We start from the raw sequence: 14,875 nt of genomic DNA on the forward strand, positions 1-14,875 counted from the left end.
CATGCCCGCCTCACCCGCGGCTCCACCGAACGGGCTACGTGAGCGAAGTTCCCGGCTATAGCCGGGAACTTCGCTCACGTACGGCGGGACAGCGTCACGCGGTCGATCTCGGTGCCGGTGTCGGTGGTCGCGCGGACGGTCAGGGTCGTCTCCCCGCCGCCGGCCGGCGCCGGGACGACGTCGACGGTGACGTAGGCGTAGTCCAGGTAGCGCGCCTGCGACCAGTCCACCTCGTCGGGCTGCTGCGCGTCCTCGCCGAGCGCCAGGTAGCTGGCCACGGTGACGCCGCTGTCGGGGCCGGGGTTGCCGCGGTAGCGGTCGGTCACGCCCGGGAGCCAGCTGTAGCGGGGCCGCCCGCCGGAGCCGACGCACACGTAGGTCGTGCCGTCGGTCTCCGGGCGCACGGTGGCGCCGTCGGGGGCCTGCACGACCGAGCGCCCGCGCCGGATCGGGTTCGTGCGCTCGTACTGGTGGTTGTGGCCCTGCAGGGCGAGGTCGACCGAGAACTCGTCGAACAGCGGCGCCACAGCCGCGCGCACCCCGGCGTCCGAGGCGTGCGACTTCGACGTCGCGAAGGCGCAGTGGTGGAAGAAGACGACGATCCAGTCGACCCCCGCGTCGGCCCGCAGAGCGGTGAGCGTCTGCCGCAGCCACGCCGTCTGCGCGCCGCCCGAGTACCCCGCGTTGGTGGGGATCTCGGTCGAGAGGTCGTTGGCGTCCAGGCTGATGACGCCGACGGTGCCGTGGCGGAACGTGTAGACCGACGGGCACGCCGACGGGCCGGTGCGGGGCAGGTCGAGGCGTGCCGCGTGCCCGCCGTAGCCGTGGCTCGCCCCGCCGGCCCGGTTGTCGTCGTAGAGCGCCTCCATGTCGTGGTTGCCGGTGGCGAACATCCACGGCGTGGACGCGGCACTGCGCTCGATGAGCCCGAAGTACGTCGTCCACACCGTCGGGTCGAAGCTGTCGAAGCCGCTGCCGGCGCGGCGTTCGGGGAGCCCCTCGCCCGAGGGGTCGGCGTAGCAGATGTCGCCCGCGAGCAGGTGGAACGCCGGGCGCTGCCGCGCGATCCGGTCGACCATCGAGGTCGACGGCGTCATCGTGCGCCGGGTGTCGTCCGGCTCGTAGTCGTTCGTGTACCCCTCCTCCCCGCTCGGCGGGACGGTGTCGACGCCCTGGTCGGCGAACGCGGTGAAGCTCCACGGCGCCGTCGCGCCCGGCCCGGGCGCGGTGACGAAGTCGGCCTCGGGGGTCGTCGTGCCGTCGGGGAGGCGGAACCGGTAGCGGTAGCGCTCGCCGGGCGCGAGGCCGTCGGCGAGGGCGTGGACGAAGAACTGCTCGCTGCCGCGGATCGCGCCGTCGTCCTGCGGCACCCGGGACACCAGCCGGCGCACGTCCACCGGCAGCGTGGTGCCGAAGCCGCCGTCGCGACCCAGGTCGACCACCACGGGGCCGGGGGGCGGGGCGGTCAGCTCGCCGGCGAGCGCCATCTGGCGCTGCGGGTCGGCGCCGTAGGCCAGGTGCCGGCCGACCACGGCGACCGGCGCCTGCGCCGCCGTGGCGCACGCGGCGAGCGTCCAGGGCGCCGCGGCCAGGCCCGTCGCCGCGAGCACGCCGGCGCCGCCGCGCCGCGCGCTGCGACGGCTCACCGGGTGGCGGCGCAGGAAGGAGGTCAGCCAGTCGTGCTGCTCGGCCACGGTCATGCGGTCGGCCAGCTCGGCGGGGACACCGACGTCCGGTGCCTGGCCGCGGGGAGTCCGGGTCACGGGAGGCAGGGTCGTCCCCGCCGATGCGCGGGGCCACACGGGGTCGTGGACGCGGAGCGAACAACCGGTGACGCCCCGGGCGGGACGGCGCCGCCGGGCGGGGCCTCGCGGTGATCCGCGAGACTGCCCGGGTGAGCCTCGCGACCGCCGTCCTGCGCCGGGCCATGCGCCTGCCCGCGCCCGCACCTCCGGGTCACGGTGGACCGCGACGTCGCGGTCCCGATGGCCGACGGCGCCGTCCTGCGCCACGACCACCACCGCCCGGCCGGCGTCTCCCGCGGACCCGTGGTGCTGGTGCGCAGCCCCTACGGCCGGGCCGGGTGGATCGGCGTCGTCTTCGGGCGCCTCGTCGCCGAGCGCGGCCTGCAGGTGGTGGTGCAGTCGGTGCGCGGCACCGCGGACTCCGACGGCGTGCTGTCACCGTTCGACGAGTCCTCCGACGGCGGCGAGACGGTGCGCTGGGTGCTCGACCAGCCGTGGTGCGACGGGCGGCTGGCCACCCTCGGGCCGAGCTACCTCGGCCTCACCCAGTGGGCCCTCGCGCCCGCCGCCGGGCGGTCGCTGCGCGCGATGGGCACCCTGGTCACCGCGTCGTCGTTTCGGGACCACACCTACGCCGGCGGGTCGTTCTCCCTGGACAACGCTCTGTCCTGGAGCGCGATGATGCGGTCGATGGCGGCCGGTCCGTTCGCGCGGTCCACCCGTCTGCTGCGCGGGCGGAAGACCCTCGTCGACGCCCTCGACGTGCTGCCGCTGCGCGAGGCCGACCGGCGCGCCACCGGCGACCAGGTCGACTTCTTCCAGGACTGGCTGCGCGAGTCCGACGCCGGCTCGGCGTACTGGGCCCGCCGCGACTACACCGCCGGCGTCGCCGAGGTGGCCCGCGCCGACGTCGACGTGACGATGACCGGCGGCTTCCAGGACATCTTCCTGCCCTGGCAGCTCGCCGACCACGCCGCGCTGCGCGCCGCGGGCGCCCGCCCGCGCCTCGTCCTCGGCCCCTGGGTGCACACCTCCGTGCCCGGCATCGCCGCCGGCCTGCGCGAGTCCCTGGCCGCGTTCGAGCGGGTCTTCGACGGCACCCACGGCAGCGGCGGGGTCGTCGCGGCCACCACCGAGGACGCCCCGGTGTCGGTGACCCTCTCCGGCGACGGGGGCGTCCGGCGTCTCCCCGACTGGCCGCCGCCCGACGCCGTCCACCGGACCTGGTTCCTGCGCGCCGACCACTCGCTGTCGGTGCAGCCGCCGCCCGACCGCACCGCGGGCGCCGTGCACTGGCCGGGCACGCGGGTCGACTACGACCCGGCCGACCCCACGCCCGCCGTCGGCGGCCCGATCCTCATGGGGGAGTCGGGTCCCCGCGACCAGACCGCGCTCGAGGCCCGCACCGACGTCGCCGTCTTCACCTCCGACCCGCTCGCCGAGGACGTCGTCGCCCTCGGGCCGGTGTCGGCGACGGTGTTCCTGCGCGCCGAGGTCGAGCACCTCGACGTGTTCGTCCGGGTGTGCGACGTCGACCCCCGCGGCCGCTCGGTGAACGTCACCGACGGCCTCGTCCGCCTCGCCCCCGGCGACCCGGCGACCGCCGCCGACGGCAGCCGCGAGGTGGCCGTGGAGCTGTGGGACACCGGCCACCGCTTCGCCGCCGGGCACCGCCTGCGCGTGCAGATCTCGGGCGGCGCCCACCCCCGGTTCTCCCGCCACCCCGGGACGGGCGACCCGCTCGGCGAGGCCACGACGCTCGTGCGCCAGCCCCGCGAGGTGCTGCACGACGCGGCCCACCCCACCGCCGTGACGCTGGCGGTCGAGCCCCGGCACTAGTCGACCGGCGGCACCGCCCCTGCTCCGAGGGGGTGAGACGCGATCGGTGCTGCCGACCGCGTCACACCGTCCGTCGGTCCCGGGGTGCTGCTGGTCGACGCCACCGGCTCGGGGCGTGCACGGCCCGGGTCCGCTGTCGATCCTGGGGACATGGCCGTCCTGCCCTCCGAGCGGGCCGGCGCGGTGGCCGTCGACCCCGGGGGAGGGGTCACGGAGATCGCCCCGGCCCGGACGGAATCGTCCACCTCCCCCACGACCGAGCTCCCCACCAGCCGTCCGCCGCGCCCCGTCCACGGCGTGCGCACCACGGACGGCGTCCCCCTCCACGTCGAGATCCACGGCCACCACGGCCCGGTCGTGGTGCTCAGCCACGGCTTCACGGTCGACTCCGACGAGTGGTCACCCCAGATCGAGGCCCTGACCCACCGCGCGCGGGTCGTCACCTGGGACCAGCGCGGACACGGCCGCTCCGGGTGGGGCGATCCCGCGAACGCGACCATCGACCAGCTGGGCCGCGACCTCGCCACCGTCGTCGACGCCGTCGCCCCGTGCGGGCGGGTGGTGCTCGGCGGGCACTCGATGGGCGGCATGAGCGTGCTCGCGCTCGCCCGCCAGCACCCGGAGTGGTTCGGCACCCGTGTCGCCGGCGTCTTCCTCGTCGCGACCTCCGCCGGCGACCTCATCTCCGACGGGCCGCTCGGCGCCCTGCACGCGGTCGCACGCCGCGCCGGGGTGCTGCCCGCCGTGCTCCAGGGGCCCGGCTCGCCGCCCCGGTCGCCGACCAGCTGCCGTGGCGCGACTCCGCCCTCGGCCGCTGGCTGGTGCGTCGCATGGCGTTCACCGCCGACGCCTCCGACGACGACGTGCGCCGGCTGCAGGCGGCCACCGAGAGCCTGCCGCTGACGGTGAGCTCGGCGTTCTCGTCGTCCCTGCTGGCCCACGACGAGACCGGCTCGCTGCCCGTCCTGGCCTCGGTGCCGACGACGGTGGTGACCGCCGCCGACGACCGTCTCACCCCGGCGACCCACGGCCGGCGCATCGCCGAGGCCCTCGGTCCGCGGGCCCGCCTCGTGCTGGTCGACGGCGCGGGTCACGCCGTGAACTGGACGCACCACGACGTGGTCGACGCCGCACTGCTCGATCTGGTGGACCGGCTGCGCTACGCCTGAGGGCCGGAGTCACGGAGCGGCGACGATCGCCCTCGATGTGTGACCTCGCGGCCTACGGGGCACTGACACCTCACGAAGGCATTCTCCGGTTCAGACAGACAGCCGGGTCAGCTCACGTGCAACGAGCGCCCCGTCTGACTGATCTGCCGATCAGCGCGCCGGGGCACCCATTAGGGGTGACCGCATGGCTGGACGGACGACCGACTACGACGAGTACGTTCCGCTGCTCGCCGAGTACGCGGACCTGCCCGAGGACGACCCGCGCCGGGAACGGGTGCGCGAGAGGTTGGTCCACGGGTTCCTGCCGGTGGCGCGCAACATCGCCCGGCGCTTCGCCCGGCGTGGCGAGCCCACCGACGACCTCGAGCAGGTCGCCTCGCTGGGCCTCCTGCACGCCATCGAGCGCTTCGACCCGGGCCGCGAGCGCGACTTCCTGTCCTACGCCGTCCCGACGATCATGGGCGAGGTCCGGCGGCACTTCCGCGACTCGGCCTGGTCGGTGCGCACGCCGCGCAGCGTCAAGGACCGGTACGTCGCCGTGGGTTCGGCGACCGCATCGATGTCGCAGCGACTCGGACGGGCCCCGACGGCCGCCGAGCTCGCCGAGCACCTCAACATGACCCGGGACGAGGTCGCCGAGGCGATCTCGGCGCACGGCTCCTACCAGCCGGCGTCGCTGGACGAGTCCCTCGGCTCCGGTGACGACTCGGCCCTCGTCGACATCCTCGGGGTCGTCGACGGCGAGCTCGACCGGGTCGAGATCCGCTCGCTGGTCGGGTCCCTGGTCCGCGACCTGCCCGAGCGCGAGCGCACGATGCTCGCCCTGCGGTTCGTGCACGAGAAGACCCAGGCCGAGATCGCCGCGGTGCTGTGCATCTCCCAGATGCACGTCTCCCGGCTGCTGTCCCGCACCCTCGCCGCGCTGCGCGACCAGATCGAGCGCGAGACCACCGCGGAGCAGCTGGTCGCCGTTTGACACCCCGGGCGGCCGGACACCTCCGTCCCATGGTCACCACGCCCCTGCCCGCCCGCGAGCTCTCCGCGTGGCACGACCCGGAGCACGCCGAGGAGCCCGACACCTACCCGGCCCTGCGCGGCGACCGCCGGGTCGACGTCGCGGTCGTGGGCGCCGGGATCACGGGTCTGACCACGGCGGTCCTGCTCGCGCGGGAGGGGCTGCAGGTCGCGGTGCTGGAGGCCCGCCGGATCGGCGCGGTCGCATCCGGCAACACCACCGCCAAGATCTCGGTGCTGCAAGGCACGCGCGCCGCGACGCTCGACCACCGGCACTCCCAGGAGACCGTCGACGCCTACCTCGCGGCGCACCGGGCGGGCCTCGACTGGCTGCTCGACCGCGCCCGGCGCGCGGACTGCGACCTCGAGCGCCGCGCCGCCGTGACCTTCGCGACCGACGGGCGCTCGTCCGCCGCCGCGGAAACGGTCCGGCGCGAGGCCGCGGTGCTGCGCCGCGCCGGGTTCCCCGCGCAGCTCGGGACCGAGGTCGGCCTGCCGTTCGAGGTCTCCGAGGCCGTGACGCTCGCGGACCAGGCGCAGTTCGACCCGATGCCCTACCTGGCCGACCTCGCCCAGGAGCTGCACGAGAGCGGCCACCTCGTGTACGAGCACACGCGGGTGCGCAGCGTCTCGCTCCTCGGCGCGCCGCGGCTGCGCACCGAGCACGGTGACGTCCGCGCCGAGCGCGTCGTCCTCGCCACCGGCGTCCCGATCCTCGACCGCGGCCTCTACTTCGCCCGCGTCGAACCCAGCCGGTCCTACGCCCAGGCCGTGCGCGTCGACGGCCCGCTGCCCCCGGCGATGTACCTCTCGGCGGACCAGCCGGGGGTGTCGCTGCGCACCGCGGTGATCGAGGGGGAGGAGCGGCTGCTCACCGGCGGCTTCGGCCACCGGGTCGGCGCCAGCACGCCGACGTCGTCGCACGAGCAGGAGCTCGCCGACTGGGCCGCGCGGCGGTTCCCGGTCCGGGAGATCACCCACCGCTGGTCGGCCCAGGACTACCTGCCCGAGGACGGCCTGCCGTTCGTGGGTCCGATGCCGTGGCAGTCGCGGGTCCTGGTCGCGACCGGGTTCGCGAAGTGGGGCATGACCGGCGGCACCGCGGCCGGCCTGGCGTTGCGCGACCACGTCGTCGGGCGCGCCAACCCGTGGTCCGGGGCGCTGCGGGCCGACCGCGCGCCGGTCGCGTCCGCCCTGCCCGCGCTGGCGAAGGCGAACGGGCAGGTGGGGCGCTACCTGGCCACCGGCTGGGCCCGCCCGCACCTGCCGTCGGGCACCCCGCTCGCCGAGGGGGAGGGCCGGATCGAGACGACCCCCCGCGGCAAGGTCGCCCGCTGCCGCGTCGCAGGGGTGGAGCACGAGCTCGGCGCCGTGTGCCCCCACCTCGGCGGCATCGTGGCGTGGAACGACGCCGCGCAGAGCTGGGACTGCCCGCTGCACGGCTCCCGCTTCGCCCCCGACGGCAGCATCCTCGAAGGCCCCGTCACCGCCCCCATGGCCGACGCGCCCGGTCTCGCCCGGGTCGTGGCGCCGCGGTCGACCTGACCGCACGGCGTGCAAGCCCTGCGTCCACGCTGACACTGGGTGCCAGGAAACCCGCGTCGATCATGAACCTCGGTCGGGGCGCGGCGGGCGGCGCAGGCGCTGCTCGCGGGGCAGGTGCGTCTCGGGGGCCTGGCGGCGCCGCACCGGCGGGCGGACGTCGGCGGCGGGCACGTCGGCCGGTTCCTCGGGCGCCGCGGGCTCACCGACGGCGTCGGCCGGCGGCTCCTCGGCGGCCGCGCCCCCGGACCACCGGTGTCGTGCCAGCCAGCGACGCACGTCCGCACCTCCCCGCTCGGTGTCCACTGTGGCCGTGGATCGCCTCGGACGCTACGGAGAAACGGAGGCGAGGGGAGTGGGGCCAGGTCCCCGTTCGCCTGGGGCATTCCCGACCGTCGGCGGGGTACGGCACCGTGTGCCCCATGCCCCCGGGTGCGGAGACCACCGACGAGACGGACGAGGAGCTGCCCACCTCGCTCGAGGACGCCGCCGACCTGCTCTACGGGGTGGGGCGCGAGGAGTTCATCGGGGTGCGCGACGCGCTGGTCAAGCAGGTCCGCGCCGCGGGCGACCGCGAGCTCGCCACCGAGATCGGCGGGCTGCGCAAGCCCTCGGTGGCGGCCTGGGTGGCCAACCGGCTGGCCCGCGAGTACCCCGACGAGGTCGAGGGTCTCGAGGAGCTGGGCGGATCGCTGCGCGACGCCCAGGAGAAGCTCGAGGGCGACGCGCTGCGCCAGCTCTCCCGCCAGCGCCACGGGCTGATCAACGCGCTGGTCGAGCGCGGCCGGCGCATCGCCCGCGAGGAGGCCGTGCGTCTCGGGGACCCGGCCGTGCGCGAGCTCGAGAAGACGATCGGCGCGGCGCTCGCCGACCCCGCCGCCGCGCGGGCCCTGGCGGGCGGGCAGCTCGCCGGCGGGATGGAGGCCGGGCCGGGGCTCGGCGACGGCGGCATCAGCGCCGCGCTCGGCGGCCCCGCCTCGGGCGCCCGCTCCGCCCGCACGGCGCGGCCGTCCCGGCCCTCGGAGCGCCGCCCCGATCGCCGGCCCCCCGCGCGCCCCGCACCGGGAACGCCACGACGCCCGAGCCCGAGGAGCAGGTCGACCGGGACGGCGAGGACCAGGAGCGCGCCGAGCAGGAGCAGCGCGAGCGGGACGAGCGCGAACGCCGGGAGCGCGAGGAGCGCGAGCGCGCGGAGCAGGCCGCGCGCGAGGCCCGCGAGCGTGCCGACGAGGCCGCCGAGCTGGCCCGTCGCGCCGCCGAGGACGCCGATACGGCGACGGGCGAGGCCGAGGACGCCGACGCCGCGGTGAGCGACCTGCGCGCCCGGCTCGAGGCCGCCGAAGAGACCCGCCGGAGCGCCTGGGACGCCGCCGACGCCGCCGCCCGCGAGCGCGACGCCCGCCGCCGGGAGGCCGACCGCGCCCGGGAGGACGCGGAGTCCGCCGCGCGCCACGCTCGCACGCTCGGGGTACAAGGCTGACCACGGAGGCCCCGACGCGGCACGCTGTACCCATGCACGCACCACTCCCGCCGCCGGCGGACGGCGAGACCGAGAGGCCTCCGCTGGTCTTTTCGGTCGGCCACGAAGAGCTGATCATCCGCCGGCGCTACGAGGTGGCGTCGATCGTCAACGACATCCTCATCGCGCTGTGGTTCCTCATCGGCAGCATCCTGTTCTTCTCGGAGGCCACCACCTACGCGGGCACCTGGTTCTTCGTCGTGGGCAGCATCGAGCTGCTGCTCCGCCCGGGGATCCGCCTGGCCCGTCGCGTGCATCTCCAGCGCATCCCCGGCAACGAGGGCGTCCCGACCGGGAGCAGCCCCGACTTCTGAACGTTTCGCCGCCGCGCGAGCCGGGTGACTCGGTGGACGTGACCACCGAGCACACGACCGGAGAGGCCGTCGAGGACGCGGCGGAGGAGGCCGTCGACCGCACCCTGCACGGCGGCGGCGACGCCCCGAGCCGCCTCGTCGAGCTCCTCGGGCGCGTGGGCCTGGTCGCGTACGGCGCGGTCCACCTGCTCGTCGCCGGTCTGGGTCTGCGGCTCGCGTTCGGTGCCCGTTCCGCCGAGGTCGACCAGCAGGGCGCGGTCGCCGCCGTGGCCTCGGTGGGCACGCTCGGGACGGTGCTGCTGGTCGTGTTCGTCGCCGGGCTGGTGGCGTTCGCCGCCTGGCAGATCGCCGCGGCCGTCGCCGGGTTCCGCTGGGTGTCGGGGGGCGAGCGCTTCCGCAAGCGGGTGGGCGCGGCGTCGAAGGCGATCGCGGTGCTCGTCGTCGCGCTCGCGGCCGCCCGCAGCGTGCTGGGCGACCAGCAGAACGGCCGCGCGGGACCCCAGAAGCTCGTGACGTGGCTCCTGGCGCTGCCGGCGGGCAACCTGCTGGTGGGCGCGGTCGCGATCACCGTCATGGTGATCGCGGGGACGATGGTCTACACCGGCGTCGCCCGGACGTTCATGGGCGACCTCGTCGACAACATGCCGGCCTGGGCGCGGCGTGCCGCGGTGGTGCTCGGCGCGGTGGGCAACGTCGCCCGGGCCGCCGCGTTCGGCGCCGTCGGCGTGCTCTTCGCCGTCGCGGCGCTGCGCGGCGACCCCGCGCGGGTCGGCGGGCTCGACGCCGCCCTGCGCGAACTGGTCAGCCGGTGGCAGGGCGTGACCCCGCTCGTGCTGATCTCGCTGGGGATCGCGGCGTTCGGCCTGTACTGCGTTCTCGACGCCCGCTATCGCCGCGCCTGCTAGGCCCGAGCAGCCAGGCGGTCGAGACGCCGGGGCGTCGGCCACTTGACGTGGCTGACCCAGCCGAGCTTCTCGAACACCCAGATCAGGCGCGCCGAGATGTCGATCTGACCGCGGCCGACGCCGTGGCGCGCCGAGGTGGGGTCGGCGTGGTGCAGGTTGTGCCACGACTCGCCCATGCTCGGGATCGAGAGCAGCCAGACGTTCGTCGAGCGGTCCCGCGCCCGCCAGGGGCGCTCGCCGACGAGGTGGCAGATCGAGTTGGTGGACCACGCCACGTGGTGGGTGAGGCCGATGCGCACGAGGCTCGCCCAGAAGAACGCGGTGAGCGCGCCCCACCACGACCACGTGATGAGCCCGCCGAGCAGCGGCGGCGCGAGCAGGCTGATCACCGTGAGCGGCGTGAACCAGCGGTTGACCGCGCGCATGTCCGGATCGGCGAGGAGGTCCGGGGTGAACCGCTGCTGGTTGGTCAGCGAGCGGTCGAAGATCCAGCCCATGTGCGCGTGCCAGAAGCCGCGCACGAGCGCGACCGGCGAGGTGCCGAACGCCCAGGGCGAGTGCGGGTCGCCCTCCTTGTCGGCGAACAGGTGGTGACGGCGGTGGTCGGCGACCCAGTGCCGGATCGGGCCCTGCACCGCCATGCTCCCGGCCACGCCGAGGGCGATCCGCAGGGCGCGCTTGGCGCGGAACGCGCCGTGGGTGAAGTACCGGTGGAACCCGACGGTGACGCCGAGCATGGTCAGCACGTAGAAGAGGGCGGTCAGCCCGACGTCCACCCACGTCAGCCCCCAGCCCCAGGCCAGCGGCACGGCGGCGATCAGGGCGAGGAAGGGCACGAAGGCGAACAGGTAGACCATCACGTGCGGCGCGATGTGGCGCAGGTGGTCGGACAGGTCCCCCTGGGGGGACGCGGGAGTGTGTGTGGCGGGCGGGTCGGCGGGGGGCGAGGCCGGACCGGACGTCATGCGGAGGTGCTCCCGGGGGGCGCGGCGGGTCGTGGGCGACGGGATCGTCGACCAGGTGGTGGATGCCGGATTTCTACCCTGACACGGGCCCGGCGGTCCCCGCGCTGCGGGAGTGCGGGGAACGCGCGAGCGCCGCGCGGGGTTCGTCCTGTGGCCACTCGTCGCTCGCCCGGACGCTCCGGTCCGGTGCGCCCGTTCGGTCAGCTCGCCGGGACGCCGCTGTAGCCGGTGACCGCGAGCTCGAGACGGCCGTCACGCACCCTGGTGCGGAACGTCGGCTGCGGGGCGGTGGCCGGGCCGTGCACCACGGAGCCGGTGTCGAGCCGGAAGACGCTGCCGTGCCAGGGGCAGACGACGCACTCGGGGCCGTCGCCGTTCGTGATCCGGCCTTCGTGCAGCGGGGCCGAGGCGTGGGCGCAGCGGTCGGCGAGGGCGTGGATCCGCTCGCCGCGACGCACGACGAGCACGCCGACGTCACCGACGATCCGCCGCGTGGGCTCGCCCTCGGGCAGCTCGTCGACCCTGCCGACGTCGGTCCAGTCGCCGGGCCCGATGTGCGGGTAGCCCTCGGCGTGGTTGGCGCCCATCGCCTGGTGATAGGCCATGTGCCCGCCCAGGGCGGCGCCGGCACTGCCGACGGTCAGCGCGGCCCAGCCGAGCAGGGCGCCCCGGAACCCGCGTCCCCGGGCGCGCGCGGCCAGGGAGGCGGCGTAGCCCGTGAGCATCACGATGTTGGCGGCGGCGTGCACGACCCCGACGCGCTGCTGCTCCTCGTGCCCGTCGGCGTAGTCGGCCCAGCCGGCCGCCGCGGTCGGGACCGCGGAGACCAGCCCGAGCGCGATGAGGACGGTCGCGGGCCTGCGGGCGCGGGGCGCGACGTCGAGGACGCCCGCCGAGACGAAGCTGCCGAGCGAGAGCTGCGCGAGCATCGGGTGCAGCGGGTGGCCCATCCACACCCCGTGCAGCGCGTCCTTGACGTCCTGGCGGCGCAGGATCTTGTGGACGAGGTCGCGCGCCGGGGCGGCGACCTTGTCGAGGGCGGGGTTGTTCGCGAGACGGTCGATGTCGTCGAACGGGCGCATGCGGGCGTCCTCCCGGGCGGTGGTGGTGCTCGGGTTTCGCCGATCTCCGCGGTCGGGCAAACCCATCGGCCCCACGAACACGGGCGACGAACGGAGGGAGCGCCGTGACCGGAAAGCCCCGGCGCACCCGCGAGGACTACGAGCGCGGGCTGCCCGACCACCACGACCCGACGGCCGGCTTCGGCGGCGCGGCGCCGACCTACAGCGCGCTGACGCTGCGGGCGGTGCTCGCCGTGTTCGGGTTGCTGACCTCCCTCGCAGGCGTCGTGATCTTCATCCTCGTGCTCTGGCTCCCCTGGGCGGCGACCGCGTTCGGCGTCGTCGCGGCGGTCTGCGTCGTCGACCTCGCGTGGGTGCTGCACCGCAAGAGGCGCGGCGAACCCGGCTAGATGGCGTGGCCCTGCGCACCGCGGGTCGGTCACGCCGCGGGCAACCAGGTGCGCACCGCCGTCGCCAGCGCCGTGACCCCGAGCGTGAGCGTCGGTTCGAGGACCGGGGCGTAGTACGGCGAGTGGTTGGAGGGCACGGAGAGCAGGGCGGGGTCGCTCATGTCACCGGTGCTGAACAGCGCCGGGTCGGTGCCGCCGAGCAACCAGTAGGACAGCGGGGCGCCTGCGGCGGTCGCGAGGATGCCGACGTCCTCGCTGCCCGCACCGGCCCCGGGGTCGAGGATCGCGTCGGGCCCCAGCCACGCGGCGAAGGCCTCCAGCGTCCGGCCGAGGGCGGCCGCGTCGTTGACGACGACGGGGAAGCGCTCGATCTCGGTGATCGTCGGCTCCTGGGGCGCGCCCGAGGTCACCGCCACGCCCCGCACGATGCGCTCGACCGCGTCGAGGATGCGCTGCCGCACCCCGGTGTCGTAGCTCCGGATGTTCAGCTGCAGCTCGGCCTCCCCGGGGATGACGTTCGCGGCATCCCCGGCGTGGATCGAGCCGACGGTCAGCACGCCCGTTGCCGTGCTGGGGATCTCCCGGGAGACGATGGTCTGCAGGCGCAGGACCGTCTCGGCGGCCATCACCACGGGGTCGACCGAGGCCTCCGGCATCGATCCATGCGCCCCCTTGCCGACCAGCCGCACGCGCAGCGAGTCGGAGCCGGCGTACGAGGCCCCGGCGTGCCCGGCGATCTTGCCCGCCGGCAGTGGCGCGACGTGCTGACCGAGGACGACGTCGGGGCGCGGGAATCTCTCGTAGAGCCCGTCGTCCACCATGGCCTGGGCGCCCACCCCGAGCTCCTCAGCGGGTTGGAAGGCCAGCAGGAGGGTGCCCGACCAGCGGTCCCGAGCGGTGGCGAGGGCCTCGGCCGCACCGAGCAGGCACGTCGTGTGCAGGTCGTGACCGCACGCGTGGTCGACGGACACGGTCTTGCCGTGCTCGTCGGTCGCGGTGACCGTGCTGGCGTAGTCCAGCCCGGTCTCCTCCCGGACCGGCAGCGCGTCCATGTCGGCCCGCAGCAGGGCGGTGGGGCCGGGCCCGTTGCGCAGGGTCGCGACCACCCCGGTCCGCCCGACCCCGGTGGTGACGTCGAAGCCCAGGCCGTCGAGCCGCTCGCCGACGATCCCGGCGGTGCGGTGCTCCTGGAAGCCGAGCTCGGGGTGCCGGTGGAGGTCCTTGTACAGGTCGGCGAGCCCGGGATCGATCTTGATGTCGTCGTGTGCGGCCACGGCTGGTCCTTCCCTCGACGTGTCTCCCCCGACGAGGCGCTCGTCGCCGTGTCCGTCGCCATGGCGACGTGGTGAACGCGTCCGACGTGGTGGACGACGCTGCCCCCGGTGGCCGACGGTAGGGCGCGCGCCGGGGCCGTGGAAGACGACGTCGCACCGGGTCGGCACACGGCTGGGCCGGGCTGGGGCACTCAGGCGCTCGGGTGCGTCCGCCCGGAGCGCCGGGCCGCTCGATCCGTCCGGACGCGCCGTGGTCAGGTCCCGCGGCCGGCGTGCGCGGGTCCGTCGGCGGCACCCGGAGGTGCGGTGACGACACCGACCGGACGGCGACGCGCGGCGGGCGAGCCCAGGGCCCGGGAGATCCCGCGGGCTGTGGCCCGGACGGCCGGGACGATCGTGCGCGGATCGCTGCCCGCGCTCGGCACGACCACCGACATCGCCGCGACGACCCGGTCGTCCTCCCCGCGGATCGGGGCCGCGACCGAGAGCGACAGCAGGTCGACCATCCCGTCGCACACGGCCACGCCCTCGCGCCGCACGCCGGCGAGGGTGCGGCGCAGCGCATGTGGGTCGGTGACCGTGCGCGGGGTCAGGGCGCTCAGGGGGCCGGCGAGGACCTCCTCCTGCACCGAGGCGTGGGCGAACGCCAGCAGCACCTGGCCGACCCCGGTGGCGTGCAGGGGCATGCGCCCGCCGACGCGGGTGAACACGCGGACGGCCTCCGGGTGGGCGAGGCGCTCGACGTAGACCACCTCGTGGCCGTCGCGCACCGCGAGCTGCACGTTCTGCCGCGTCGCCTCGTACAGGTCCTCGAGGTAGGGCATCGCGCGCTCCCGCAGGCCCAGGCTGCGCGGCGCCAGCGCCCCGACCTCCCAGAGCTTCAGGCCGATCCGGTAGCGGCCGTCCTCGCCGCGCTCGAGGGCACCCCAGGCGGCGAGCTCCCCGACCAGCCGGTGCGCCGTCGACAGCGGGAGACCGGCCGCGCGGGCGATGCCCGAGAGGGACAGCGCCTCGGCCCCGGGACCGAACGCGGACAGGATCCCGAGCACGCGTCCGGTGACCGACGGTCCGCTCTGACCGTCGCGCTGTGGGCTCACCCTGCGCTCCTTCCGGTGGCC

At 75.6% G+C, this 14,875-nt stretch carries 16 protein-coding genes; 10 read left to right on the forward strand and 6 right to left on the reverse strand.

What is annotated here, in order from left to right; translation table 11 throughout:
- Positions 1-74 precede the first annotated feature (74 nt).
- The gene (locus tag ACQPYN_RS04025; RefSeq protein ID WP_433033770.1) at positions 75-1,763 is read right to left on the reverse strand and encodes a metallophosphoesterase; all 1,689 of its coding nucleotides are present in this window, start codon (positions 1,761-1,763) and stop codon (positions 75-77) included.
- A gap of 198 nt (positions 1,764-1,961) precedes the next feature.
- On the opposite strand from ACQPYN_RS04025, the gene ACQPYN_RS04030 reads away from it, so the two are divergent.
- The 5 genes from ACQPYN_RS04030 (at position 1,962) to ACQPYN_RS04050 (ending at position 7,312) form a co-directional block, all read left to right on the forward strand.
- Positions 1,962-3,584: a CocE/NonD family hydrolase gene (locus ACQPYN_RS04030; RefSeq protein WP_433033773.1), complete on the forward strand. Its 1,623-nt coding sequence runs from the start codon at positions 1,962-1,964 to the stop codon at positions 3,582-3,584.
- Positions 3,585-3,734: 150 nt separating this feature from the next.
- Entirely contained in the window at positions 3,735-4,487 is a 753-nt protein-coding gene (locus tag ACQPYN_RS04035; protein WP_433033776.1) for an alpha/beta fold hydrolase, read from the forward strand.
- Complete coding sequence (locus ACQPYN_RS04040) at positions 4,415-4,753, forward strand: alpha/beta fold hydrolase (protein WP_433033779.1); 339 nt, start codon at positions 4,415-4,417, stop codon at positions 4,751-4,753. The genes ACQPYN_RS04035 and ACQPYN_RS04040 overlap by 73 nt, the downstream gene beginning before the upstream one ends.
- Positions 4,754-4,937: 184 nt before the next feature.
- Positions 4,938-5,729 carry a SigB/SigF/SigG family RNA polymerase sigma factor gene (locus tag ACQPYN_RS04045; RefSeq protein WP_433033781.1) on the forward strand — a complete coding sequence of 264 codons (792 nt, stop codon included), beginning with the start codon at positions 4,938-4,940 and terminating at the stop codon, positions 5,727-5,729.
- 29 nt (positions 5,730-5,758) lie between these two features.
- A complete protein-coding gene (locus ACQPYN_RS04050; protein WP_433033783.1) occupies positions 5,759-7,312 on the forward strand; it encodes an FAD-dependent oxidoreductase in 1,554 nt (517 codons plus the stop codon).
- 60 nt (positions 7,313-7,372) lie between these two features.
- Here ACQPYN_RS04050 and ACQPYN_RS04055 read toward each other — a convergent pair whose 3' ends face one another.
- A complete protein-coding gene (locus ACQPYN_RS04055) occupies positions 7,373-7,588 on the reverse strand; it encodes a hypothetical protein (protein WP_433033786.1) in 216 nt (71 codons plus the stop codon).
- 143 nt (positions 7,589-7,731) lie between these two features.
- Between ACQPYN_RS04055 and ACQPYN_RS04060 the strand changes: the two genes are divergently transcribed.
- Genes ACQPYN_RS04060 through ACQPYN_RS04075 form a run of 4 tightly spaced genes read left to right on the forward strand, consistent with a single transcriptional unit; the run spans position 7,732 to position 10,047 of the window.
- On the forward strand, positions 7,732-8,619 hold the full coding sequence (locus ACQPYN_RS04060) for a hypothetical protein (protein WP_433033789.1): 888 nt from the start codon (positions 7,732-7,734) through the stop codon (positions 8,617-8,619).
- Positions 8,616-8,789, forward strand: a complete 174-nt coding sequence (locus ACQPYN_RS04065) for a hypothetical protein (protein WP_433033792.1) — start codon at positions 8,616-8,618, stop codon at positions 8,787-8,789. The genes ACQPYN_RS04060 and ACQPYN_RS04065 overlap by 4 nt, the downstream gene beginning before the upstream one ends.
- A gap of 32 nt (positions 8,790-8,821) precedes the next feature.
- Positions 8,822-9,142 carry a YrhK family protein gene (locus ACQPYN_RS04070; protein WP_433033795.1) on the forward strand — a complete coding sequence of 107 codons (321 nt, stop codon included), beginning with the start codon at positions 8,822-8,824 and terminating at the stop codon, positions 9,140-9,142.
- Positions 9,143-9,174: 32 nt separating this feature from the next.
- Positions 9,175-10,047 (forward strand): DUF1206 domain-containing protein, encoded by an 873-nt coding sequence (locus tag ACQPYN_RS04075; protein WP_433033797.1) that lies wholly within the window; start codon positions 9,175-9,177, stop codon positions 10,045-10,047.
- On the opposite strand, the gene ACQPYN_RS04080 is transcribed toward ACQPYN_RS04075, so the two are convergent.
- Together ACQPYN_RS04080 and ACQPYN_RS04085 are read right to left on the reverse strand one after the other, a co-directional pair.
- Positions 10,044-11,012 (reverse strand): acyl-CoA desaturase, encoded by a 969-nt coding sequence (locus tag ACQPYN_RS04080; protein ID WP_433033800.1) that lies wholly within the window; start codon positions 11,010-11,012, stop codon positions 10,044-10,046. The two genes, ACQPYN_RS04075 and ACQPYN_RS04080, sit on opposite strands and share 4 nt — an antisense overlap.
- 200 nt (positions 11,013-11,212) lie before the next feature.
- The gene (locus tag ACQPYN_RS04085; RefSeq protein WP_433033803.1) at positions 11,213-12,094 is read right to left on the reverse strand and encodes a Rieske 2Fe-2S domain-containing protein; all 882 of its coding nucleotides are present in this window, start codon (positions 12,092-12,094) and stop codon (positions 11,213-11,215) included.
- Between the two features lie 104 nt (positions 12,095-12,198).
- On the opposite strand from ACQPYN_RS04085, the gene ACQPYN_RS04090 reads away from it, so the two are divergent.
- A complete protein-coding gene (locus tag ACQPYN_RS04090; RefSeq protein ID WP_433033806.1) occupies positions 12,199-12,483 on the forward strand; it encodes a DUF6343 family protein in 285 nt (94 codons plus the stop codon).
- A 29-nt stretch (positions 12,484-12,512) separates the two neighbouring features.
- On the opposite strand, the gene ACQPYN_RS04095 is transcribed toward ACQPYN_RS04090, so the two are convergent.
- Positions 12,513-13,757 carry an amidohydrolase gene (locus ACQPYN_RS04095; protein ID WP_433033809.1) on the reverse strand — a complete coding sequence of 415 codons (1,245 nt, stop codon included), beginning with the start codon at positions 13,755-13,757 and terminating at the stop codon, positions 12,513-12,515.
- A gap of 254 nt (positions 13,758-14,011) precedes the next feature.
- Positions 14,012-14,854, reverse strand: coding sequence for an IclR family transcriptional regulator (locus tag ACQPYN_RS04100; protein WP_433033812.1), 843 nt, complete (start codon positions 14,852-14,854; stop codon positions 14,012-14,014).
- Positions 14,855-14,875: the final 21 nt, after the last annotated feature.

The sequence above is a fragment of the Actinomycetospora sp. CA-053990 genome (assembly GCF_050948445.1).
GTDB lineage: Bacteria > Actinomycetota > Actinomycetes > Mycobacteriales > Pseudonocardiaceae > Actinomycetospora > Actinomycetospora callitridis.

What these genes read in the sequence shown, in the direction of transcription:
- ACQPYN_RS04035 (WP_433033776.1), top strand. Translation starts at nt 3,735, where the DNA reads ATGGCCGTCCTGCCCTCCGAGCGGGCCGGCGCGGTGGCCGTCGACCCC.
- ACQPYN_RS04040 (WP_433033779.1), top strand. Translation starts at nt 4,415, where the DNA reads ATGGCGTTCACCGCCGACGCCTCCGACGACGACGTGCGCCGGCTGCAG.
- ACQPYN_RS04045 (WP_433033781.1), top strand. Translation starts at nt 4,938, where the DNA reads ATGGCTGGACGGACGACCGACTACGACGAGTACGTTCCGCTGCTCGCC.
- ACQPYN_RS04050 (WP_433033783.1), top strand. Translation starts at nt 5,759, where the DNA reads ATGGTCACCACGCCCCTGCCCGCCCGCGAGCTCTCCGCGTGGCACGAC.
- ACQPYN_RS04060 (WP_433033789.1), top strand. Translation starts at nt 7,732, where the DNA reads ATGCCCCCGGGTGCGGAGACCACCGACGAGACGGACGAGGAGCTGCCC.
- ACQPYN_RS04070 (WP_433033795.1), top strand. Translation starts at nt 8,822, where the DNA reads ATGCACGCACCACTCCCGCCGCCGGCGGACGGCGAGACCGAGAGGCCT.
- ACQPYN_RS04080 (WP_433033800.1), bottom strand. Translation starts at nt 11,012, where the DNA reads ATGACGTCCGGTCCGGCCTCGCCCCCCGCCGACCCGCCCGCCACACAC.
- ACQPYN_RS04085 (WP_433033803.1), bottom strand. Translation starts at nt 12,094, where the DNA reads ATGCGCCCGTTCGACGACATCGACCGTCTCGCGAACAACCCCGCCCTC.